Here is a 23,643-nt window from a genome sequence, read left to right as displayed (position 1 = left end):
GGCGTAAGGAGCTGAATAGGCCACTATTCTGAGCTTCTTGCGCACCTCATCTTCCTCACTACAATCATCACCTTAATCGCTACTATGACAGAAATATCTCTATAGACACCGGCCAAATCTGCTTTCCCGCAATCTTCCCACTGCTAGCTACCACTTCTTACCGAGCTTACTTTTTGCCTTATTTTGCGATAGACTCGTCTCAGTAGAGGAGCGATTAAGGCAACCAGTTACCTCTTTGCAGTATTTCCGCTTGCACCTCACGCTTTTAGAAAGATAGGAATTGCTCTATTTTATTTCACCTCACTGGCGAGAATGCAATCTTCATCTTCACGAGGAGGTTGCCAATACATCAGATAATTATCCAACATTTCTCGGCTAATCTTAAATGAGTCTTTCGTGAGAGTATTGTTTCTTCCCACAATCCTTTCTCGTATCGTTTCTATCGGCGTCTCAACATAGTACATTACCGCTTTAGCGCCAATTGCATCTATTTTCCTTCTCAACTCATCTCGTTCTTCTTTTGCCCAAAACCCCTCGTCCATAATGACATCAATACCTTTCTCAGCGAGATAAAATGCAATATCTCTTGATAACCCGATAATTTTACGATCCCATTCCTCATATCCATCGATTGTAGGATCGTTTCCAATGAAACGAATTGACCACTCATCCTTTGTGATTCTTACTGCACCAGTTTTTTCTTCTAGCTTCTTTGCAAATGTAGTTTTACCAGCGCCGATAAATCCACAAATGAGATAAACAATAGGTTTTCTTTTCATAAACGTTATTATACCAGGTTCTCAATCAGATGAAGAAACTACGCACAGGTGTTGAGGCCGATTGAGGCTAAAAATATGTGCTCCCTGACCAAGATGCGAATTTGAATCACTAACAGACTCTAGTACTACAGCACCACTTAAAACGTGAGGTGGCTCCACAGGATCACTGCACTATTACAGTCTCTTACGAAGTAGGAGCCTAAGAAGCCATTTCATAACACATATACCTCGTTAAGTATCACTGTAGTACTAGATGCTCATCACTGTAGATAGAGTAGAGGGAATAAGACATTCCAAAGCGTATGCGCAATAACGATCGTTATCACTTTCCACTTGCCCCCTGAAATGGTATACTCTCCCGTTTAGAGGTTATCAGTCAACGTCACTGCCGGGATTTGTAAACCATCCGGTGGCGAGGTTTCATATATATAACTTCAGCAGAGTTTTTAACCCTTGCGAGAAGCCCAATCTCTTCTCACGTTTATTCACAAGAGGAACAGCCGAGACCGAGAATATAGCATGAGCAGCTGGCTAAATGCACTGCTGTGTTGTAACGAAAATGGATGTAACATGATTATCTTTGATGAGGATAGACCATCTGACTCGCCCTTTATTGAAAGGGTCTGGCGCTGCCATAGCGAGGGCACAGACCCTTTTCGCTCAATTGCTGCGAGCCGCTGTGAGCTGGTAATAAGCAGGCTTCACGGCAAAACCACGGTGACGCTGCTTGGACCAGAAACCAAATCTACACCAGTCGGTGACTGCCCCGGAGATGGGGACTGGATCGGCATTCTCTTCAAGCTTGGCACATTTCTGCCCCAACGCCCAACCAGTACCCTCGTTGACTCAAGTGCGGATCTCCCCCTGGTTTCACGAAATTTCTTCTCGCTTTCTGGCTTCACCTGGCAGCTTCCTGACTATAATAACGCCGAGACTTTTGTCGAATGGCTGGTACGTAAGGACCTGCTCGCACGTGATCCAATTGTAGATGACGCTTTACAGGGTTGCTCGAACGAGCGCTCATTGAGTACCATTCAGCGCCGCTTCCTGCGCGTAACCGGGCTAACCCAGAACGCCGTGCGCCAGATCGAACGCGCGCGCTGCGCCGCATCACTATTACAGCATGGCGTCTCTATCCTTGATACCGTCGAGCAGGCTGGCTATTTCGATCAGCCACACCTGACCCGTTCACTCGTGCGCTTCATCGGCCAAACGCCTGCTCAGCTTCTCTACAAAAGTCACGCTGAGCAGATGCCGTTTTTATACAAGACGGCCCCATTTAGATAAGCTATACTACCTCCATCCAATTACAACTGTAGAGGTAAGGAGAAGAGTATGAGAAAAATTATTAGCACCATGTGGGTCACCCTCGATGGTTTTATTGCTGGCCTAAACAACGAAATGGATTGGGTAGGAGAAAGTTATGATGAAGCGATGGGCAAGTACGAGAGCGATCTGGTCAATTCGGCGGATACCCTCTTGCTCGGACGTGTAACATACCAAAGTTTTGCTGGCTCCTGGCCTCATGTCCCCAACAATCCCGACGCTCCAGAGGAAGAGAAAGCCTATGCGCGCACGCTAAATGCAATGCGCAAAATTGTGTTTTCCAGAACTTTTGAAAGCGTGGAGTGGAACAATTCTACCCTGGTAAAAGAAGTAGTTCCTGCAGAGATCGAGCGATTGAAGCAGGAGCCAGGGCGAAATATCATTATCTATGGAAGTGCCAGCCTGGTACGCACTCTGACCAGCTTTAGCCTGATCGACGAATATCAGCTCTTAATCCATCCAGTGATTTTAGGCCAGGGCAAGCCTTTCTTCCAAGGAATCAAGGATCAAGTAAAGCTGAAACTTGTCGACAGCAGAACACATCCTTCCGGCGTAGTAGTTCTTTTCTATCAGCCGAGAGAGAAGCGCGCTTAAGCGCACAGCGAAAATTAGTGAGCGCGAAGGTAGCTTTTCAAAACGCTTCTCTCGCGCTCACCTTCTCCCAAAAACGCCGACAGGAAAGGTAAACGATCACACAAGCATGAGCAAGAAAAGAATTACTTCTACAACACTGCAGCAGCCGAACGATTCCTAAATTTCCTATCCAATTGCTCGCTTCGTTATACATAATACGAGGCATACGCACTGGGCTTATGCTGAGTCTGACCTCTTTGAATAATGGAGCAGGCAGAAAGGAAAGGAATTCATGTCACATCAGCAGGACGCTTCTCAACACGTAACGCAGTATCCTATCAATCCCGAAAATATAGCAGAGATAGCTCGGCTAGTCAAACAAGCCCGTCTCATTTCGGAGCAGATCGGATTATTGCCAGCAGAACTTGATTTATCAAGGTTTCACCGCCTTCTCGACATCGGCTGCGGCCCAGGGGAATGGACCTTGCATATGGCTCGTCTTTATCCTCATCTTCAGGTACAAGGCATCGACATCAGTCAAACGATGATCGCTTATGCCAGAGATAGTGCGAGTTACGAGGGCCTGAGCAATGTGAGTTTTGATGTTATGGATGCCAGGGCGCCACTCAAATTGGCAGAAGCAAGCCTGGATCTGGTCCATATGCGTCTGGCCACACCTTTCTTGACCACGAGTGCCTGGCCCCAGATGCTCCAGGAATGCTTTCGCCTCCTGCGTCCAGGCGGAATCATATGTAGCACAGAAATGGAGAACATGGGAACCACGACAAGCGCTGCGTTGGCCATGTGCAATCATCTGGGAATTGAGGCGTACAGAGCGGCGGGACAGTGTTTTAGCCAGCATGGAGACATCTATGGCATTACCGCCGTCCAGGCACGCTTACTTCAGCAAGCTGGCTTTAAACAGCTTCAGCAGCAAGTAAGGCTTATCAATTATTCGGCAGGCATGCCCGCCCACCGCGTTATGTATGAAAACTGGCAAGCCGGGCTCAAATTGTTCCAACCCTTTGCGTTACGTATGGGCGTGACAACTCAGCAAGAACTGGATATTCTTTATACACGTGCACTTTCCGAGATGGAGCAAGAAGATTTTTGTGCTGTGGTATTCTTCCAGACTACCTGGGGACTCAAGTGATCTCCGGCCCCGGGAACAATGGTTACTATTGGTAACCATGTCACTTTTCGGTTCCTCCTTACAAGGTGTAAGTCTTCCTTCTATACTAAAGTACATTATAGCCGCATACCTCGCAAGCGGATTGAGAGGTATGCAGGGAAAGATTTTGCTGCACATTGTTGACAAGGAGATATTGCCATGCAGGCGTACCAGATACAGCAATCCACGGATCGAACAGCCCTTAGCCTTACCGAGCGTCCCATTCCTCAGCCAGCACGAGATCAAGTATTGATACGAGTACGAGCTGTCTCGCTCAATGCTCGTGATATACAAATTATGCACGGGCACTATCCAGCAGCTATTGCATTTCCACTTGTTCCGGTTTCCGATGGAGTTGGCGAAGTAGTTGCTGTAGGCCACGCAGTACAACGCGTCAAGGTCGGAGACCGGGTTGCAGGAATCTTTCGCCAAAAATGGATAGCAGGAAATGCGAGCCCGGCTATCCGCCAATCTACGTTAGGAGGCCCACTTGACGGCTTATTACAAGAATATGCGGTGCTAAACGAGGAAGGAGTAGTTCTGGTTCCAGCTCATCTAAGCGATGAGGAGGCAGCAACTTTGCCCTGTGCCGCCACTACTGCCTGGAGTGAGCTGTTTACCCGAGGACAATTGAAGGCCGGCGAGACAGTTCTTGTGCAAGGAACGGGCGGAGTTTCGCTGTTTGCCCTACAGTTTGCCAAGCTGGCCGGCGCGCGCGTGATTGTGACATCGAGGAGCGATGAGAAGCTTGAGCGGGTGCGCGCTCTCGGTGCCGATGAAGTAATCAATACAGAGAAGACTCCCGCGTGGGCAGCTCGCGTTCGAGATCTGACCGCAGGATATGGAGCCGATTATCTGATTGAAGTTGTAGGAGATCTCGCCCAATCGCTCCAGGCCGTAGCATACGGAGGTCAAATTAGCCTTGTCGGTTTTTTAGGGCAGCGCATCGCCAAGATCGATATAGCCCAAGCCATCGTAGGTATGGTCCGTCTTCAGGGAGCCAACGCGGGACATCGCGAAGCCTTTGAGGCCATGAACCGCGCCATTGCTTTGCATCACCTGCATCCGGTTATTGATCAAACTTTCTCTTTTGAAGATGCGCCCGAAGCCTTTCGCTATATGGAACAGGGAGGATATCTTGGCAAGATATGCATTCGCCTTTAGCACTGCAGGAGGTCCCGAATTTTGTGCACACCAGGGTATCCCAATTGGATGCCCTGGTAGTACACGAAGGAGTACAGGCAAGTCACTTTTCCTCTTGCCCTACTCCTTGCGGCGTCTGCGCCTGCCAGAGAGGGCCAATACTAGCAGCCATCGCTGCTGCAGTCCAAAGAGCGCTGTTTGCGACAATCAGCCAGAGCTCATACTTCTTTAAAGAGAGATTTCATCCATCTGCTTGCTCATAGTGCGCCCTGCAATTTTCCTATCATCGCCTTGTCCTCGTACAGTTTTTTGCAAAATCAACCACTCAGCTAACACAAGATTTAGTACCAGCGCAAGCCAGATGCCTGCTCCAAGCGTTGTGTCCAGAACCTGACTGATATTAATAGGAAGAGAAAGCTGGCCACGGAGTACGCGCACAAGAATACTCAAAGGCACAATAATACGAGCCACAACCGCTACCAGGGTAAGTGCATAGTTGCGTACCATCCAGGTATAGTGCTGAGTTATTTTTCTTTGGCGAATAGCGCGATATGCTTTGAAAGCACTGAGAAGCCAGAGTACATCTAACATGAGAAAAGCGGTCTGGCGTGTAAAATCATTACTAGTGAGCCCAACAACAAAAGCGGCTATACCACTGATCAATACGCAGCTCAGATAGATACGCCCGATATAACGATGTATAGTGCGATAGTTCTGGCGCAATCCTTTAATGAATTGAAAAGGGCCGCTGATAAGTGCAAGAAAGGCAAGGAATATATGTATCACAAGTACTACATAGAGTATAGGAAAAGATGGGTCTAAGGCTATTCTACTCTGGGCCGGGCCAAGGCGCACATAGGGAGAAATCATACCTATGCCAATTCCCAGAATGAGAAGTATAAGCAGACTCCAGCCTATTTTTTGTCTGTATTTCGCCATAACGCAACGCTCCTCAAAAATTTTATGCTTCAGTTCGCCAGGTTTTCTGAAAACTTTTGAAACTGTAGTAGCAGTATAGCGTGCGAAAATGACAGGGCAATGACAAAAGGAGGCAGAGTAATTCATCTTTCATTCATCTTCTCGTAGTCAAAAACCTGCTGGGGCAGCTAACAGGCATAATCCTCACCTCGGCCCCTGTTCTTCTCAGCGAGATTGTCAGGATAAAGCCAGCGCAGCTACAAACCAATTGTTTACATTGTGCCCTGTGACCTGTCCAGGAGACATATTGCCGATATAGGTATAGAGCAGATGGCCATTATATTCGACCTGGTTGCCGTTGCCCGCCTGCTGCAGGCCGAGAGATCCCGATAAGGGAAAGGAACTGAGAGGACAGATAGATGGGTTCTCTTTTTCCTTAAGCAGCGCGTTGGCCGGGATAGTTCTACTGTCCCCACTAGTTTCCTGCTAGGATTTTCACTTACAAGAGATGATCAGACTTGCAAGGTGGCATCAGAGAAAAGATTTAACGTGCTTCAAACTGCACCTCAGGATAAAGTTGCGACACATTTTTCGTCACATCGTCAGCATTGCCCTTGAGATAGTGATCAAAGAATTGCAGGCTGCAGCCTGCGATAACTGAGAGTCCACGCCGCGCGTCAATAGAACCAACCGCCCCGACTACTCTGGAGAGCGTGCTATCCTTGAGGAGAGATTGGTCACTGAAATTGAAGTGGCTGGTGCCACGGATGCTCGCCCAGAACCGTTCATCAGGGGGAAGGCTGCGGTACATTGATTGGATATGGCTAAGAATCGCGCGGCTCTCCGCATCCGTGGGATCGCCATGATCGCTCAGCAGAAACATAAAGGGGCGATGAAGACCTTGTTGAACGACATTTCCGTATGGAGCCCCATCAAGATCAATTCCCGCCTTGCATCTGCTATCATCGTGGCAAAACTGGGCCGCTGTTGCTCCGCCAAAGGAGTGTCCGAAGATCCCGACTTTCTGCATATCGAGCCTATGCGTGAAGGTGCCGGATGGATCAGAACGATTGAGTTCGTCTAATTTACTGAGAACAAAGCTGGTGTCAGTACTCCAAATAGAGATAAGATTGTTAGCGAGGCGATCTTGCTCCTCAACCGGAAGATCGGCATCGCCTGGATTCCCCGCGTCTGTTTTCGTCACCACTCGACCATCTGAGAAAACAACAACGCTGGTACTATACGGCGCATCCATTCCCACAACGATATAGCCGTGACTCGCCAGATCTTCGGCCAGGGTGGTATAGTCGGTGGCAAATGCGCCTATGCCGGATCTCATGAGAACAACCGGATACGTTCGCTGAGCCGGCGATACTTCCGAGTTACTGATGCTATGTGCATGTACCTGCGCAGGATCTCGCGCCAAAAAGGTACTGCCTACTACACCCTGGTAGCGCGCAAGCGCAGCTCGCCACGGTGCGGGCAGATAATCCACTGTTTTAGATGATTTCGTAGGGATCGCAGGATACCATATCCAGACCACAAGTTCGCGCTTCTGACCGGCGACCGGTGCAAGGCTGTCAGTGTGCGAATGATCAGTCCAGTCATACATAGTACGACCGACCGCGAAAGAGCCGCTGGGCGCTGGCAGCGTAATAGCTGTCCGGTGCTCATTCCAAAGATAGCCGAGCAGGATTGTAATACTTAAAATACCCAGAATGAGTAGCACGGCAATTCCTTTCAGCAGTCTTCTGACAAACGTCCGCCAAATATGAGGATGGGACGACCTGGCGAAATCATCTTTAGCGGCAGAAGTTGCCGTGAACTGCCGTTCGTGCACGTGGTCAGAAAAATTTTGCTCATTGGCCATGCTATTTTCCTCTCTTTGCCTGATGATATAGGCGCTGGAAGATCATGATACTTCCAACATAACAGGTATTAGCATGCCAGAGACACTACCCAGAGGCGAACCCCTGCGTGTCCTTTTAGGAGCACTCAAGTGTTTGTGATGCTAACGCTCACGTGCTCTTGCAAAAGCACTCAAGTGTTTGTGGCGCGATATGCAATTACGTGAGGCATAAATCCCAGCAGGAAACTGACGAAGCAGAGGTAGCCCTTGAAGAAAGGGAGATCGTTGTCAGTCAAGGATTTATTTCATCTGCTCAATAAATTTTCCCCTACGTCGGATGCAGACAAACCCAAGCTGCTGATAGAGCCGAATTGCGCCAGGGTTATTGACATTCACATGGAGAAGCACTGCCTCTCTGCCCACAGCTCGCCACGCTTGCAACGCATGAGTAATCAGAACAGTGCCCAGCCTCCGCCCCCGCCACTTGGGATGAATCCCTACTTGAATCAGATAGCCACACCGCGCCGGCTCCTCTTCATCTTCAGCATTGGTAATAAATCCAACCGCCTGACCCTGCACCAGGGCCAGAAAGGATAAATCGGCCCTGAATGCAGGATCGTCAGAGACCCACTGAAGCCAGCAGGCCTCATCCCATTCAGGAAAACCTGGCCGCTCACGAAATGAGGCGACATAGAGTGAAAAAAAATCATGAATGTGCGCAGCTTCCCAGGCAAGATACGACACCTCAAACGGAACAACGACGCGGGGAAGGCCCTGCGAGAGATTATAGCGCATAACTTCTTCAGCAAAAGCTAACGTGTAACCTTGCTCGGCCCAGGAAGCAACAACCTCATCTGTCACGTCCTCACAATACACTTCTCGGGGACGCTTTGAGTGATCTTGTTCCATAGTAAACCTGCATTCGAAGGTATCCCGATTTTCATAGTAATGATAGACAAGAAGAAAGGACCTTCCGAGAACTATCAGTGCAAGAAAAGTGTAACGTTGTTAAAATAAGCTTGTCAAGAGCGCGGCAGATTAAAGCCCACCTTGAGCGGTTTGGTAAGATAATTAACAGCCACAGTATTCTGTGGGCAAAATCAAAGCTCATCGTAGCTCAAGGATCGTTAAAGGGCAAAAAGATGCACAAAAAACGCTATGCACTTGTGGGCACTGGATCGCGTGCCCGTATGTTTATCGATGCGTTGACTACAACCTATCGCGATGTTGCAGAGCTTGTCGCCTTCTGTGACATCAGCCGGGTACGTATGGATTGGTATAACCAATATGTACAAACTCATGCCGGATTACAGCCGCTGCCGATCTTTCATGCCGATCAATTTGAGGCAATGATCGAGCAGACAAAACCTGATACGGTAATCGTAACAACGATGGATAGCACACATCATATCTATATCGTGCGTGCCATGGAGCTTGGTTGCGATGTCCTTACCGAAAAGCCGATGACAACCGATATCACGAAGCTGCAAGCGATCATGCAGGCAGTTGAACGTAGCGGCCACACCTTACGTGTTAGCTTTAATTATCGCTATGCGCCAGCTTACACGCGCTTTCGCGAGTTGGTAATGCAGGGAGTGGTGGGCAAGCCACTGGCAGTCGATTTCTCCTGGATGCTTGATACCAGCCATGGGGCCGATTATTTTCGGCGCTGGCATCGGGAAAAGCAGAATAGCGGCGGCCTGCTCATCCATAAAGCCTCCCATCATTTCGATCTGGTAAACTGGTGGATTGATGCCTATCCTCGCGAAGTCTTTGCCCTGGGCGATCTACAATTCTATGGTCGGGCTAATGCAGAGAGTCGAGGAGAGCACTATACCTATCAGCGCTATACCGGGGTTTCGGAAGCTGCCAACGATCCCTTTGCCCTTACCCTCGATAAGAATGAGGCGTTTCGTGGGCTCTATTTAGAGGCAGAAGAGGAAACTGGATATTTGCGCGACCGCAATGTCTTTGGCGAGCCAATCACTATTGAGGATACCATGTGCGTCTGCGTACGCTATCGCAGCGGCGCGCTGCTCTCCTATTGTCTGGTTGCCTATTCTCCCTGGGAAGGTTTGCGCGTGGCGATTACAGGAACCAGAGGGCGCATAGAGCTTGATGTTGTGGAGAATATCAATCATCTCCAAGGAGATGGCGGAGCTGCCTCAAGCGCCAGCAAGGGAGCATTCAAGTCGGCGCGCATTCGAGCCTACCCGATGTTTGGCACGCCCTATGATGTGGATATTCCTGCCGCCCAGGGCGGGCATGGAGGCGCAGACCCTGTTTTATTGGGGCAGCTATTCTCACCTGATCCCCCAAACGATCCCTTCAAGCGGGCGGCTTCACATTTCGATGGGGCCGCGTCAGCCCTGGTTGGTATCGCGGCTAACGAAGCCATGCGCACTGGCCAGCTGATTCGCATAGATGATCTATTTAAGCTTCCTGCTAAAACCACGTAGGGCATTAATAATCGGGCATCCATAGGGATCGGGCGACGATAAGTGTCGCCCGATCGCGCGAGGGTAGCTGGCTTGTACCTTGACCTTGTATGAAGGACGTCTGGCTTATAGGTATGCCCACAGGCAATCCTTGCCATTATTGCCCCTCTCGCGATTTTCCAAATAGGATAACCTCGCAAGAATAATACTTACCTCAAGCAATCTGTCCGGCCGGGATGCGCTCCTCCCATTCATATGAAGCAGAAGGCTCTACTTCATCGTACTCAAACCAGATAGGTTCCTTGATATAGGCTCCTTGCAGGTCGATAAGATAAAACTTGTGGGGTTCGTCAAGATACTGTTGATATGGTATATGGTCAACTTTACGAATTATGCCTCGTAATCCTCGAAATGGGCCATAGCCAGAGATACGTACGCTCGCGCCTGGTTCAAATTGACTGGATGCTACCACGATAAACCTTTCCTCTGCACAACCTGTTACAAAATGAAGAGTGCCACTAAACTTTTCCTTCCTCCAAAAGACATCTGAAAAACGCACCCGGGATAACGGTTTTTCTTCCTCCGACATAATAGCCTATAACATATACACAAGAAAAGCAACAAGCAAACATATTTCAAGAAAAAACATTATCTTAGGATAAAGATACCTCACCGGAATAAGCCGTAAGCCATTTCATCGTGTTTCTATTCAGCAAAATTTCAGGTAAGACCACTGATTTTTCAGCAACAATGTGTATGCTAATCTTAGCAAGATCTATAAATCGGCCAGAGAAGCCCTACTCATAAGCACAACAGATAAAGATATTTGAGCCTTAAAGTAGAAAGCAGCAGGGAGAAATGTATGGAAGATAGAGCAGCAAACCGGATCACAAAAACGTCAACAGGGCTTTCCCTTGAAGAGGCGCAGCTCAAAGCGCTGAGCTATCGGATTATGGATACCGTGACAGCGTATCTTAGCGATATTCGGGAGCGTCCCGTATGGCAGGCTATGCCTGATGATGTGCGCAAAGCGTTAAGGGAACAGGAGCTTCCTGCGGAGGGCGAGCCATTTGAGCAGACCCTCACCTTTCTCCAGCAGATGATCTTGCCCTATCCCCAGGGCAATGGACATCCCTGCTTCGCCGGTTGGATCAATTCCGCGCCAGCCCATGCGGGCATTCTGGTACAACCTCTTGCCGCAGCTATGAATCCTAATTGTGGTATAGGCGAGCACGCCGGCCAGGAATTAGAACGGCGCGTCGTGCAGTGGATTATGGAGCTGTGCGGCTTCCCCACAGAAGGCAGTGCAGGCGTTTTTGTTAGTGGCGGCTCCGAAGCCAATTTCACTTGTTTGCAGGCAGCCCGGCAATGGGCGGCACAAGCAGATGGCTGGAATGTGCGTCTTGAGGGATTGCAGGGAATGCATAAGCCTTTCGTTCTCTATCAGTCCGACCAGGGCCATTTCAGTGTGCGGAAATCTGTGGAGGCAATGGGCCTGGGTCGCAATTCCATCCACATTATCCCTTCGACTCCCTCCTTACAAATGGATGTAAAGCGCTTACGTGAGCAAATCAACAAGGACCGCGCGGCTGGCTTGCGTCCCTTCTGCGTTGCTGCCACTGCTGGTACCGTAGAAACGGGAGCGATTGATCCCCTTGACGAGTTGGCCAATCTATGTGCCGAGCAAGGGCTCTGGCTTCATGTCGATGGAGCATATGGAGCCTTTGGCATCCTCGATGAGCAAGTTGCCCATCTCTATAAAGGTATAGAGCGCGTAGACTCGCTGGCCACCGATCAGCACAAATGGCTCTCAGTGCCCATCGATTGCGGCTGCGCCCTGGTAAGAAACGGCGCTGTATTGCGCGACGCCTTCAGCGTCACCCAACCCGGACCAGGTGAGCATGATCCCTGGCTATCGGAATACACCCTGCAGCGCACACGGCGTTTCCGGGCCCTGGAGGTCTGGGCCATCATACGTTCAGCCGGGCGGGCAGGGCTGACCCGCGCGATTGCCCATAATAATCAGCTAGCCCGTTTGCTTGCTGAGCGTATCAAAAACGAGCCCGAATTAGAGTTAATCGCCGCCGAACCACTCAGCATCGTACGTTTCCGCTACGCGCCTGCTCACCTGCGCAGCCAGCCTACCCAACTTAACCACTTGAACAAGGCTCTTGCGCACGAGATCCAGCAGCGTGGTAAGGCCTTTCTTACCAGCACGCAACTGCAAGGCAAAGAAGTATTGCGCGCCTGCCTCGTAAACTATCTGTCCACGGAAGCCGATATGCATACAATTATCGACGAAACCATAAGTGCCGGCCACACACTTGTCTCTCGCCACAGCTAAATAAGGAGCAAGCAATGCGTTTTGCAAACATTCTAGAAACGATTGGCAACACACCTCTGGTTGAGCTAAAAAGCTTTAGCCCGCGTCCAGGACTGCATATCTTTGCTAAATTGGAGGGAGTCAATCCTTCGGGCAGCATCAAAGATCGCATCGCCAAAAAGATGATCGAGCAGGCCGAAACCCAGCATCTCCTCATGCGGGGCTCGATCCTATTAGAGCCGACTAGCGGTAATACTGGGGTAGCGCTCGCCCTCGTTGCCAGGCTTAAGGGCTACGCCTTTACTGCAGTAATCTCCGACAAGGGCACCCAGGATAAACGCAGACTCCTTGAGCTCTATGGAGCCGGAATCATCACTTCGCCAGGAGCAGCCGGGAGCAATGGAGCCGTGCGCCTGGCGCAAAAATTGGTGGAGCAGGACGCGCGCTATGTGATGCTCTATCAATATGGCAATCAGGCAAATGCAGCCGCCCATTACGAAACGACGGCTCCAGAAATCATCAAAGATCTGCCAGATATCAATGTCTTCGTAGGTGGACTGGGAACCGGCGGAACGCTCACGGGTGTTGCTCGCCGCCTCAAGCAATACAATCCAGCGATTCGCATCGTCGCGGCTGAACCAATCAAGGGCGATAGCATCCAGGGACTGCGCAATCTTGCCGATGGGTTCGTCCCTCCCGTTCTCGATACTTCAATGCTTGATGCCAGGTTACTGGTCTCAAGTCAGGATGCCTGGCGCCGAACGCGGCAGCTCCAGGAGCAAGAGGGCATTCTGGCCGGTCCTTCCAGCGGAGCCGTCCTGGAAGTAGCGTTACGTACAGCAGAAGCTATGCAGCGCGGCAATTTAGTCATCATGCTTGCAGATGGAGGCTGGAAGTATCTTAGTGAGGAGCGCTGGATCACTCATCCAGCATTACAGCGCGCTATGGTTGCCCCGTAGGATCATAGTTCGATCGCCCCTTTTTAAATAGCCGGAAACAACTACCTTGCAACATATGCTCCCGGCGCTTTTCACACGAGCTGCGGCGAGATTGCATAGCTAAAGAGTACGTGAAGAAGATGGTTGAAGGAGAGAAGATTAGCCAATCTCGCGGAAGCTCCCGACAGAGCCAATGGGTTTGCCTGATAAGATGGAACCTATTGGCTCGCTGAACTTAACAGAACCCTAAATTAACTATGGACCGACATGCACAGATAATCTCTCTTACGGAGTAACGTCGTGTGGCTCTAAATGCGCTCGAATCTCCTGCTCATGCGTTTCGCCCCAGGTCGCAATGGCCGCGATCACTGGTTCAAGCGTCTTGCCAAAGGTGGAAAGTGTATACTCGACTTTGGGAGGAACCACAGGATAGACCTTCCGCGTAATCAGCCCATCAGCTTCCAGTTCACGTAACTGCTGAGAGAGCATCTTATCAGTGATATCAGGTAGCATGCGTTTAAACTGGCTAAAGCGCATGGTCTGGTAACGATACAATTTCCATAATATACGCGGCTTCCACTTTCCAGCCATCAGCGCCAGTCCAGCATCGACCGGACACTGAAAGAAGCGGTCTTCTACGTGTATACTCATACTTTCCTCCCGGAGAGTACCTATCTTTTTTGTGCGTTCTTGTCATAAAGATAGCTCAATGGTATGCTTGTGTCAAGCCGGCGAGTATCACGGAGAACGCGAGGACATCATTCGTCCTCGCCTTTCCTGAAATGAATGAGAACGATTTCTAAAGAAATAAAGGACTAGAGAAAATGACCTTTCAGCTTCCGGATGACAATACATTCTTTGGGAAAAGTGTACGGAGCCGCCTGCAAGACGAGTATCTCATATGGCTTACGGCGGTAGATACGCGCGGGATGCCTCAGCCAGCTCCAGTCTGGTTCTGGTGGGATGAGGCTGCAGCCAATTTTTTGGTCTATAATCTGGCTCATGCCAGACGCCTGGATTTTGTGCGCCAGAATTCCCAGGTGGCATTGCATTTTAATGGCTACCCGATCGGCTCTGGCATCATCGTCTTTGCCGGCCATGCTCAGCTCAGCACGGCAGAGCTTCCAGCTGATCAACACCAGCTTTATCTTGCGAAATATCGTCACTGGATGACCAGCGAATTTGGCTCGCCGGAGCAGTTTGCCGCGAAGTACCCGGTGGCATTGCGCATCTCTCCCATAAAGGTGCGAGGCTCATCTTACTAAGATAAGCCTATCTAAGGCAGGTGAAAGGGCTATCACCGGAACGAGATAGCCAACGAAATGCCCGCTAAGGTTGAACCCTACTGTGAAGCGGCTCACAGATTACGCCTGGAGGTGGCAATACAGGTAGCCACCTCCTCGCATCCTATCTTCAGTGTTGAGCGAGATAGTACGCTTTCCTCTTGACTTTCGTCCCGATGCAAGCGCCTCCTGAGCTTGCATCGGCGTATCCCCACAAAAACTGTACATGGGCATTTGCAAATTCTTCCTCGTATTGTATGAAGCTACGCTACTTTTCCTTCTGGGTCTGAAGAGAGAAGGCAAACGGATTAAAGTTAGTATGATAGTCGTAGATATCGGATTGCTCCTGCCGTTTTAGAAAGCCTACAATACCATACGTTAAAGGCGTAGCAACGACCTCGTAGAGCACCTTAAAAGCCCACTGCGTCAGAATGGTGGTAAGCAGGAGCGAGGTTGGAATTCGCCCCCAAAACGCAATACTAATAAAGATCAGAGAATCCAGGCCCTCGCCAATCAAGGTTGAACCAATCGTGCGCAGCCAGAGCCAGCGCCCCTGCGTAGCAATCTTTAATCTGGCCAGCACAAAGGCATTAGTAAACTCACCTATAATATAGGAGATAAACGAGGCAAGAAGCGTAACAGGGGTAAAGCCCAAAATTGCGTTATATGCGCCTTGATCCTGCCAGATGGGAGCGGCTGGAATAATACCACCAAGATAGAAGGCAATGACAGCCAGCAAGTTGCAAAAGAAACCAAGCCAGATAACCGATCTCGCCGCTTTATATCCATAGACCTCGGTAAGCACATCGCCAAAAAGATAGCTTAAAGGAAAGACAATTACGCCGGCTGGAAGTACAAATCCAAAGATAGTTATCAATTTAACGGCAAGAATATTCGCAGTAAGCAAACAGGTCACAAAAAGCGCAGTCAGCGCTACGAACCAGAAAGACGCTTTCATCCAGGTCTCCTTAACCTCGGGAAATTTTGCTGTTGGAGCAGAGAATTAGCAAGCCTCATAAATTCACTCGCCTGTATTCCCGCCGTGCATTTTAACACGTTGAAGCTCTTCCTGGCGATCTCCTCTATGACATTTCTAGAAGGACTTGACGAGGTAGCCTTGTCGGAACAGCAGCATATTCAAACCCGAGAGCTTTAGCCCTGAGTTTGGATATGCCGATCCTGAGATAAACGCCAAGGATATATTGTGCAGCTTAAAACTGCCTAAAAATGAGGGGCCACAAGATGGAGAAATTGGGATTGAAGTTCTTTCTCCCGCTCAAAAGCGCCGCTCATTACTGTCGAAGTAATGAGCGCGGGAGTCTTGATTCCGCGCATCATCATACAAAGATGTTCTCCACGTAAGCATACAGCGACATCATCGGTTTGCACCATCTGACTGACCATATCAGCAATATGCTGGCCAAGCTGTTCTTGATGTTGGAGGCGATGAGCACAATGGTGAGCAATACGTGCGAACTTGGAAAGCCCTAAGACCGTCTCGTTGACCAGGTATCCTATCGCAACGTCACACCAGAACGGGAGCAAATGGTGTTCACAGAGTGTCCAGACTCGAATGCCCGATATGCACACCAGTTGACCAGCCCTGGTAGAAGTGAAGCTGGTATCTGTTGTGCCTGGTTCATATTCAATATATTCGCGCCACCAATCTGCCCAGCGACGTGGTGTATCCTGGATTCCCTCCCGTTGCGGATCTTCACCAATAGCGACAAGTAGCTCACGACCCAGACGCACTAACGTATCATAGTCTACGCGTGGCGTGGTAGGACGGAGAATTTCATCCACCATGACGCTCCTCTCCTCCTTCTAAGAAGAAACGAGAGCCAGGACATCCCTTGGTTTTGCCTGTGAAAAAGGGCAAATACTGTTTGCAGCAGACTACTGACGTCCTCTCTCTCCTAAAGTGAAAAAGCTGGCTTCTGTAAAGCTTATATTGGCGTAGAGCATATTTCTATCCGACTTAATCTCTTATCTCCTCACGCTCCTTTCCAATCTGTCAGTCAAAGAAGAAAAAAGAGAATCGGCATGCCAGATGAGGAACCGGAGCCATGCAAATCTCTAACAAATTTCTTCTAGCATCAGTATAAAGAAGGCAAGAATAGCTCGCTGTCTATATATATTTCGATCCCAGTGAGGGATAAACATATACTCCTTGCTCCTTAAGTTGGGCCAGATATATTACTTCGATCTCGCACTCAAGCCATTGAATTTGCGGGAAACAAGCATCCACAAGCACCATGATTCCTTGTGGCATCGTTGCATCGACCCGTATGCCCTGGCTAGCTGGCAAGTCTGCTAATGTCGTCCACAAGGCTGTATGAGTAGGCTCTCGGGTATCCCTGGCCAGGATCTGTCCTGTCTTCTTATAGAGATCACCCAGCAAATCACCCCGCCGGCTAATGCTCGTACGTGGGACAATCAACAGGATAAGCCACTGGAGAATATGGCTAAACGCACCATGCTTTTTTGGCCCTCGCTTTAGTGTTCTATAGAAGGAATAATCGGCCCCCGGATCGAGCGGTAAATGCCCTTGCGCGACGATGCCTTGCAGAAAAGGGATACAGGAGGCAAGAATCTCTAGCGGCTCGTGAGACCGCTGAAAACCTTCAGGTGTGAATAGGCCAAAAAACTGCTCATACCACTGCTCCACATCTCGTGCTTGCTGATCCACAGCAAGCAAGGTTTCAGTCTGGGCCAGAGCAGTAAAAACAATATCCGCATTCTGCCAGAGGGATTGGATATTTCGATAAACGTTCCGCTCATACTCCGTTAGCTGATCAGACCAGCGCTCCAAGGTATTTTCATAGGGATCTCCGATACAGGAGCCAAAGAGCATGTTAAACGCCTCCCGCCTCTGGCGACACGCGTGCAGAGCTTGAGAGCCTTTTTCTAATCCAGCCATAAGAGCATCTTGCCCGTCCACTGCCGAGAAGCTGTAAGTAATTTTAGTCTGCAAGAGAAGATCACAAACTTCCTGCATAGCCGGCTCTAAGTGGAAGTGCGCCTTTTTCAGCCAGCTGACAAGTTCGGCAGAAGTAATGGCCCTATCTGACTCTGCTGAATATTGTAGGAGAACAGTCATATATTTGCTCCTTTCCAATCGCAGCCTCAAACGAATAGGTGAGCTTTTATATCATACGCCTGATCCTTCTCGCTCATATTCGCCTCTCTGCATTCGCAACCGCTCATATAACTGCTCGTAGCAATCCACCATGCGCACAAGCGAAAAACGACTCTCCACATGTTGGCGGCAATCTGTTCGCCGCAGCGAAGAAAGCTTCTCCACAAGAGCAGCGGCCTGCATACAATCACCTGGCTCAACCAGAAAGCCTGTCACTCCCTGCAGAATAGTTTCCTCAACGGCGCCACGCCTGAAGGCAATCACGGGCGTACCGGCCGCCATAGCTTCGACCGGCACCAAACCAAAGGCCTCCTCCCACTGAATCGGGAAGAGTAGTCCCCGAGCCTGCCCCATAAGTTTCCAGAGTGAGGGACGGTCTAACTGTCCCAGATAGGTTAGCTGACGCGAATGCTGCCTGAGAAGCGGCCGTATTATCTGCTGGAAATAGCACTGATCATAGATGCCTCCCGCAAGCAGCAGAGGTCTGCCAGCCTGTAAAGCAATTTTTATTGCCTCTTCAACCCCTTTCTCCGGCGCGAGCCGTCCGGCGAAGAGAAGCGGAGCATCGCTGGGAACTTCCTTCATAAATGGGATGCTTTGGCAGTTGACCCCATTATAGATAACCTCATCTATTGAAGTGAACTCGGCGAAGGTTCGAGCACACGCCTGCGAAACTGTTACAAGGGTTAGAGGATGGCCATGCTGATGAAGCAGATGCAAGACCTGATTGATATCGGGATCAATCGCCGCTATCTGTAGCGTATGCATAACCGGCACATCAGAGAGAAACTGGCTAAAAGCAAAGACCGGCCAATCAAAGGATTGAATATGGACGAGATCAAACTCTTTTCTACGCTGCTGAAGGCGCAAGAAACACTCAAAAAAAAGCCGAGTTTGCGTCAGCTTTCCTACAGCCTCATCTTGCTGCTCACCCGAAAAGAGAGTAGGCTGCACGCTGGCTGGCACATTGATACGTTCTAGATCAACGCCAGGAACCTCAGAATCATGGTGAGCAAAGAGCGTCACTTCATGCCCGCGCGCACAGAGCGCTTGAGCCAGATCGGCAAACTGCGCCTGCGAGCCACCAATATGCGGTTCACGTAGCGGAGCCACCAAAGGCGCAACGAGAGCATATCGCATAGCAAATACCTCCACATTCTTTATTTTTCTATCGGAACTTTTTTGCTCTTAAACATAAAGAAACCAGAAACGCTAACTCCTCCTCATTGTTGAAGTTGGAGTAGCGCCTATCTCTGTAATATTGGAAGAGCTTTGCGCCGCGCCTTTTCCATGCTCAGATGGGTTAAACAAACGATAATGCCTACTCACGGAATCATAATTACTCCTCCCGTTTCCCTGATTGCCAGGGTGCCAGCACTTCGCGGTATATTGCCTATGTCTTCCAATATAAGAAGAGCTACCAGACGCTACTTTATGCCGCAATACAGAATAGATCAGCTTTGCTTTGTAAGAGCAACGCCAGGCATATTCAGCGCGCAAAGCCAGATTAAGATTCTCCAAAAAAATCGATAGAGAGAACCATCTTGCGCGCTGTGCTATGCTAGCAGAAGGGCAGGTTATTTCCGCATCAATAGTAGAGCTGGATAAAATAAGGAAAAGGCATAATATTTCACAAGTTGACAATGCTGCAGTAATTGGCACCCGAAGTGCAAAACGCTCTCAAGCAAAGGAGAACCGGTCATGAGTTTGCTACGTCAGGGCAAAGCGCAGGCCCTGACCATCTATCTTGGCGAATCCGATCAGTGGCACGGGCAGCCGACTTATGTAGCGCTTATTCATCTGTTGCGTGAGCGCGGCTGTGCTGGCGCAACAGTAACGCGGGCCATCGCGGGCTATGGAGCAGGAGCACGCTTGCACGAGCAGCAAAGCTGGTCCTGGTCATCTGATGCCTCGCTAGTTATTCAAGTGGTCGATCAGCCAGAACGGCTTCGGCGCTTACTCCCTTTTATCCAGGAAATGCTTAGCGGTGGGCTCATTACATTGCAGGAAGTCGATGTCCTCCAATATACCCATGCGCGCTCACGCGGCCTGCCAACGAAGCTGCCCATTGAGCGCATCATGGAAACAAGTGTAACAACAGCCTCACCCGAGACGCCAGTAAGCCATATTGTCGCGCTCCTGCTTGAAGCTCCCTTCAGGGCATTACCCGTGACCGATCAGAACAACCACCTGCAGGGCCTCATCAGTACAGGCGATCTAATCAAAGCCGGAGTCCTACCGGTACGGCGCGGGGTAATGCGCACAGCATTAGCGCTTGGGGAGCAGGTAACTTCAGGCGTAGAAGCACCCCTGGGATCAGCTCCGCTAGGCAAGCTCAGCGCGCAAGATGTGATGAATCAACAGATACGCACAGTTACGCCTGATACATCAGTACGCGAGGCCGCTCGTCTGATGCTAGATACAGGCCTCAAGCGTTTGCCAGTGGTAGACACGAATGGAACACTACGTGGCATGCTCTCCCGCACAGATTTGCTTCAGATTATCGTCACCAGTCCGCTTATGAGCCCTCATGGAAGCTCCACAACTCAGCAGCTCGGGCACAGCAGGCCGCTGCCAGGACTGGCACCCCAACAGCAAGCAGTAACCAGCCTGATGGAGACGGAGGTACCCACAGTAGCCAAGGATGCCTCTCTCGCCCAAGTCATCGACTATCTGATAGTCTCGCCTTTAAAGCGGGTTGTGGTCCTTGATGACGAGGGACGTGTTCAAGGTATTATAAGTGATGTCGATGTGCTCGCACACCTGCAAGCCGAAGCGCGTCCAGGGCTGCTACGCATGCTGGCCCAGTGGGCGCGCGGAGAAAGCACACGCCTGCCCACAGGCGCGCTCCATGCTCCCGAAGGAAAGGCTCGCATTGCTGCGGATGTCATGAACCAGGATGTAGTAACCGTAATCGAGACGAGTTCTGTCCAGCAAGCCATCGAGCGCATGATAGCCAGCGGACGCAAAGTCTTACCAGTGGTCGATGCTTCCAGCCATCTTAAGGGTATCGTCGGGCGCTCTCATCTGCTACGCGTCTTGCTTGAAGGATAGAACATAGCCTGCCGCTCGCCCGCATTATGCTCACTTATCAACGAGGGATTTAAGGTTTGCACGACGCCTCAAGGGCTGCGAGCATTAATGATGCTGCGCAGATCATTCGCCACGATGTTACAATAAGATCAGCACAGTTAAACTATTGCTCTCATTATTGTCTGTCATAGAGGTCTCACCGCGCTAGAAATGCGACGACTCCAGGTGAGATCAGGGATTAGGAGCTGTACATGACAGAATTGACTACTTCACGACCTAAAACGCGTTCCGGTTTTTCTATCGCCATAGCTCTATTTCTACTAGGTCTGATTGGCAGCGGCATTCTCTGGTGGCAAGGTTTTCAAGGATACGCCATAATTACCTTCATCAGCATGCTTCTCATAGCCTTGATAGTTGCTGGCTATACCAGTCCTCATTTTCGCTGGACCGGCTTCGGGACAGACACCTCCCAGCTCGACGACCAGGGCCGGCCCATCCAGCGCGCCAAAACGTTGTGGGACTGGCTGCGCCTGTTACTGCTACCAGTTGTGCTGATTGTAGGCATTCTCTGGCTCAACGGTCAGCAGCAACAGCTGCTCCTTCAGCAAGAAGCTAACGCGCGTCAACTTGCCGAAGAGCAACATCAGCAAGTCTTGCTGAGCTCATATATGGATAAAATCAGCGATCTCATCCTTCATGACGACCTCCTGCATACCAAGCCATTGAGCGCCATTCACCTGGTAGCTCAAGTGCAAACGACAACGACTTTACGCGCCCTGCAGCCTGACAAAAAGGGGGCTCTTATACACTTCCTCTACACCAGCCAGCTCATCAACAATGACACACACGTTATCAGTCTGCTCGAAGCTGATCTGCGGGGAGCCGATCTACACAATCTTGATCTACGCGATACAAATCTATCCGGGGCCTATATGAGCGGTGCTAATCTAGCAGGGGCTAATCTTAGCTACACAACGCTCAAATTTACTGATCTATCCAACAGTAACATGAGCGGCGCCAACCTGCAGGCAGCCGATATGCATAATACAAAGCTGAATGGGGCAGACCTGAGCAAGGCTGTGCTGCTCGATGCTCAGGGCTTACAAAAGAGTCAGCTTGCTAGCGTCAAATCGCTGAAAGGGGCCATCATGGTAGACAGCACGAAACATCCCTGAAAAGCACAAGACTAACTATAACAGGCTAACATCTGGCGTAGCTCTTCCTTGAGAGCCACGCGCCAGCTCTGGGGCTCCAACAGCTCTGCACCTGGTCCCAGCCAGCGCAAGAGGTCAAGCACAATATCGCGGTTATCTTCGCCAAAGGTCATGAGCATCTCGCGCTCAGAAAAATGCTCAAAGCAAGCATGACGATAATACCAATCGCGCTGTAAGCGCTCCGCCTGGGCTACAGTGAGGCGGATTTTCACAGGCGCGTGCTGCTGCCAGCGCGCCATTGCTGCGCGTAGCCAGTTGTGTTCCAACAATGTACGCACATCAAATTCCTCCTGGACTGCACTCGCCGGCCCATATGGCTTGATCTTTAAGACTCGATCTGCGCGCCACAAGCTTGCCGATCGCCCCTCGCGCTTGCCAGCCAGGTACCAATGATCGCGATCCCAGAGCAAAGCACGGGGCGTAAAGGTAAATTCATGGACGCGAAGCCGATAAGGTGTTCGGTACTGCATCCACATCATATTATGATCAAGCACAGCCTGCAAGAAAACGGTTACCACCTGGCTTTCATGGATATTTCCCTCCTGAGCAGGCCGCTCAAGCTCTTTATACGCACGCTCTGGATGGAAGATATCATAGGGTAGCTTCTCAAAGCCTATGAGCTTCTCAGCCTGCATGAGAATGCTGCGAAAACGCTCAGGAATGGCAGCCAGCAACTTTTGCTCCGCAGTCTCCATCTCATCAGGAAATGGCCGGGCCTGCAAGCCGCGCAATAAGGTCAACCCTAAGAGGAGAGAGATAGCTTCTCCTCGTGAGAACATCAGGGGAGGAAGAAAATAGCCCTCCATAAGCCGGAAGCCGCCTTCTCGCCCTCGCTCGGCATAAACAGGAACTCCCAATTCGCTTAAAGCTTCAAGATCGCGATAAATTGTGCGTGGCGAGACCTCAAAATGCTGCGCCATCTGTGGTGCGGAAATAGATTGTTTACTACGCAGAAAGAGCAGGATACCCAGGATGCGGTCAAAACGATTCATAATAGTGCCCCTACCAATCTCAGTGCGCGGTTTTAATATGACATACCTCTGTCAAATATTACGGCATATAGTAACGCCATACTCTTAAGTTCAGCCGAAATGGTTGAACGGGCTTAAGGTAATTTGATAGGAGGTTCTTACTGATGATTAGTCGTTACTGGCGAGGCTGGACCACTCTAGCAAACGCGGATGCATATGAGCAGCTTTTACGCACAGAGGTGCTTCCCGGTTTCCATAGAATTAAAGGCTATAAAGGCGCTTACCTGCTGCGTCGTGACCTGGAACATGAGGTAGAATTCGCCACGATTACCTTCTTCGACACCATGGATGACGTGCGCGATTTTGCCGGGGAACGCTACGAAACTGCTGTCGTGCCGCCTGCCGCTCGCAAGCTCCTCTCACATTTTGATGAGACATCGCTTCATTACGACACGCTGCTTAAACCCGCTTAATTGCCTGGCAACGGCAAGAGCAGTGCCTGGGAATCTCGGTCGCGAGGTTCCCAGACCTTCTTGCCGTTTAGC

The 23,643-nt window shown here is 50.2% G+C and carries 23 protein-coding genes; 11 read left to right on the top strand and 12 right to left on the bottom strand.

The features are described 5' to 3' along the window. Positions 1-290: 290 nt before the first annotated feature. Positions 291-779: a P-loop nucleotide/nucleoside kinase family protein gene (locus EPA93_RS12755; protein WP_129887890.1), complete on the bottom strand. Its 489-nt coding sequence runs from the start codon at positions 777-779 to the stop codon at positions 291-293. Between the two features lie 570 nt (positions 780-1,349). Here EPA93_RS12755 and EPA93_RS12750 point away from each other — a divergent pair. The 4 genes from EPA93_RS12750 to EPA93_RS12735 all read left to right on the top strand — a co-directional run bounded on the left by EPA93_RS12750 (position 1,350) and on the right by EPA93_RS12735 (position 5,013). Then, positions 1,350-2,066: a helix-turn-helix domain-containing protein gene (locus tag EPA93_RS12750; RefSeq protein WP_129887889.1), complete on the top strand. Its 717-nt coding sequence runs from the start codon at positions 1,350-1,352 to the stop codon at positions 2,064-2,066. 48 nt (positions 2,067-2,114) lie between these two features. Next, positions 2,115-2,699 carry a dihydrofolate reductase family protein gene (locus EPA93_RS12745; RefSeq protein WP_129887888.1) on the top strand — a complete coding sequence of 195 codons (585 nt, stop codon included), beginning with the start codon at positions 2,115-2,117 and terminating at the stop codon, positions 2,697-2,699. A 271-nt stretch (positions 2,700-2,970) separates the two neighbouring features. Then, entirely contained in the window at positions 2,971-3,831 is an 861-nt protein-coding gene (locus EPA93_RS12740) for a class I SAM-dependent methyltransferase (RefSeq protein ID WP_129887887.1), read from the top strand. 177 nt (positions 3,832-4,008) lie between these two features. After that, positions 4,009-5,013: a zinc-dependent alcohol dehydrogenase family protein gene (locus tag EPA93_RS12735; protein ID WP_129887886.1), complete on the top strand. Its 1,005-nt coding sequence runs from the start codon at positions 4,009-4,011 to the stop codon at positions 5,011-5,013. 207 nt (positions 5,014-5,220) lie between these two features. On the opposite strand, the gene EPA93_RS12730 is transcribed toward EPA93_RS12735, so the two are convergent. From EPA93_RS12730 to EPA93_RS12715, 4 genes are all read right to left on the bottom strand, one after another. Beyond that, on the bottom strand, positions 5,221-5,931 hold the full coding sequence (locus EPA93_RS12730; RefSeq protein ID WP_165423057.1) for a DUF2306 domain-containing protein: 711 nt from the start codon (positions 5,929-5,931) through the stop codon (positions 5,221-5,223). 216 nt (positions 5,932-6,147) lie between these two features. Beyond that, complete coding sequence (locus tag EPA93_RS50885; RefSeq protein WP_422877887.1) at positions 6,148-6,285, bottom strand: COG4315 family predicted lipoprotein; 138 nt, start codon at positions 6,283-6,285, stop codon at positions 6,148-6,150. A 169-nt stretch (positions 6,286-6,454) separates the two neighbouring features. Next, a complete protein-coding gene (locus EPA93_RS12720; protein WP_129887884.1) occupies positions 6,455-7,780 on the bottom strand; it encodes an alpha/beta hydrolase in 1,326 nt (441 codons plus the stop codon). A 279-nt stretch (positions 7,781-8,059) separates the two neighbouring features. Further along, positions 8,060-8,668 (bottom strand): GNAT family N-acetyltransferase, encoded by a 609-nt coding sequence (locus tag EPA93_RS12715; RefSeq protein WP_129887883.1) that lies wholly within the window; start codon positions 8,666-8,668, stop codon positions 8,060-8,062. A gap of 233 nt (positions 8,669-8,901) precedes the next feature. Between EPA93_RS12715 and EPA93_RS12710 the strand changes: the two genes are divergently transcribed. Beyond that, positions 8,902-10,218, top strand: coding sequence for a Gfo/Idh/MocA family oxidoreductase (locus tag EPA93_RS12710; protein WP_129887882.1), 1,317 nt, complete (start codon positions 8,902-8,904; stop codon positions 10,216-10,218). 193 nt (positions 10,219-10,411) lie between these two features. Here EPA93_RS12710 and EPA93_RS12705 read toward each other — a convergent pair whose 3' ends face one another. Then, positions 10,412-10,669, bottom strand: coding sequence for a KOW motif-containing protein (locus EPA93_RS12705; RefSeq protein WP_129887881.1), 258 nt, complete (start codon positions 10,667-10,669; stop codon positions 10,412-10,414). A gap of 390 nt (positions 10,670-11,059) precedes the next feature. Here EPA93_RS12705 and EPA93_RS12700 point away from each other — a divergent pair, with 390 nt between their 5' ends. Both EPA93_RS12700 and EPA93_RS12695 read left to right on the top strand, forming a co-directional pair. Beyond that, positions 11,060-12,541: a pyridoxal phosphate-dependent decarboxylase family protein gene (locus EPA93_RS12700; protein ID WP_129887880.1), complete on the top strand. Its 1,482-nt coding sequence runs from the start codon at positions 11,060-11,062 to the stop codon at positions 12,539-12,541. A 14-nt stretch (positions 12,542-12,555) separates the two neighbouring features. Further along, positions 12,556-13,479, top strand: a complete 924-nt coding sequence (locus EPA93_RS12695) for a PLP-dependent cysteine synthase family protein (protein ID WP_129887879.1) — start codon at positions 12,556-12,558, stop codon at positions 13,477-13,479. A 264-nt stretch (positions 13,480-13,743) separates the two neighbouring features. Here EPA93_RS12695 and EPA93_RS12690 read toward each other — a convergent pair whose 3' ends face one another. Further along, entirely contained in the window at positions 13,744-14,109 is a 366-nt protein-coding gene (locus EPA93_RS12690; protein WP_129887878.1) for a winged helix-turn-helix transcriptional regulator, read from the bottom strand. A gap of 173 nt (positions 14,110-14,282) precedes the next feature. Here EPA93_RS12690 and EPA93_RS12685 point away from each other — a divergent pair, with 173 nt between their 5' ends. Further along, complete coding sequence (locus tag EPA93_RS12685) at positions 14,283-14,723, top strand: pyridoxamine 5'-phosphate oxidase family protein (protein ID WP_129887877.1); 441 nt, start codon at positions 14,283-14,285, stop codon at positions 14,721-14,723. A 286-nt stretch (positions 14,724-15,009) separates the two neighbouring features. Here EPA93_RS12685 and EPA93_RS12680 read toward each other — a convergent pair whose 3' ends face one another. The 4 genes from EPA93_RS12680 to EPA93_RS12665 form a co-directional block, all read right to left on the bottom strand. Then, positions 15,010-15,699 (bottom strand): queuosine precursor transporter, encoded by a 690-nt coding sequence (locus tag EPA93_RS12680; protein WP_129887876.1) that lies wholly within the window; start codon positions 15,697-15,699, stop codon positions 15,010-15,012. A gap of 263 nt (positions 15,700-15,962) precedes the next feature. Continuing rightward, positions 15,963-16,547 carry a GTP cyclohydrolase I gene (gene folE, locus EPA93_RS12675; protein WP_129887875.1) on the bottom strand — a complete coding sequence of 195 codons (585 nt, stop codon included), beginning with the start codon at positions 16,545-16,547 and terminating at the stop codon, positions 15,963-15,965. A 322-nt stretch (positions 16,548-16,869) separates the two neighbouring features. After that, a complete protein-coding gene (locus EPA93_RS12670) occupies positions 16,870-17,841 on the bottom strand; it encodes a hypothetical protein (RefSeq protein WP_129887874.1) in 972 nt (323 codons plus the stop codon). A gap of 51 nt (positions 17,842-17,892) precedes the next feature. Next, the gene (locus EPA93_RS12665) at positions 17,893-19,020 is read right to left on the bottom strand and encodes a glycosyltransferase family 4 protein (protein ID WP_129887873.1); all 1,128 of its coding nucleotides are present in this window, start codon (positions 19,018-19,020) and stop codon (positions 17,893-17,895) included. 561 nt (positions 19,021-19,581) lie between these two features. On the opposite strand from EPA93_RS12665, the gene EPA93_RS12660 reads away from it, so the two are divergent. Beyond that, complete coding sequence (locus tag EPA93_RS12660; protein WP_129887872.1) at positions 19,582-20,934, top strand: DUF190 domain-containing protein; 1,353 nt, start codon at positions 19,582-19,584, stop codon at positions 20,932-20,934. A 230-nt stretch (positions 20,935-21,164) separates the two neighbouring features. Beyond that, entirely contained in the window at positions 21,165-22,088 is a 924-nt protein-coding gene (locus EPA93_RS12655; RefSeq protein ID WP_129887871.1) for a pentapeptide repeat-containing protein, read from the top strand. Positions 22,089-22,099: 11 nt separating this feature from the next. Here EPA93_RS12655 and EPA93_RS12650 read toward each other — a convergent pair whose 3' ends face one another. Further along, on the bottom strand, positions 22,100-23,119 hold the full coding sequence (locus EPA93_RS12650) for a helix-turn-helix transcriptional regulator (protein WP_129887870.1): 1,020 nt from the start codon (positions 23,117-23,119) through the stop codon (positions 22,100-22,102). 143 nt (positions 23,120-23,262) lie between these two features. Here EPA93_RS12650 and EPA93_RS12645 point away from each other — a divergent pair, with 143 nt between their 5' ends. Beyond that, on the top strand, positions 23,263-23,571 hold the full coding sequence (locus EPA93_RS12645) for an antibiotic biosynthesis monooxygenase (protein WP_129887869.1): 309 nt from the start codon (positions 23,263-23,265) through the stop codon (positions 23,569-23,571). The last annotated feature ends 72 nt before the right edge of the window (positions 23,572-23,643 follow it).

Source organism: Ktedonosporobacter rubrisoli, from assembly GCF_004208415.1.
Lineage (GTDB): Bacteria > Chloroflexota > Ktedonobacteria > Ktedonobacterales > Ktedonobacteraceae > Ktedonosporobacter > Ktedonosporobacter rubrisoli.
Note: the sequence above shows the minus strand (reverse complement) of the source record. Positions and strands in the feature narration are given on the sequence as shown.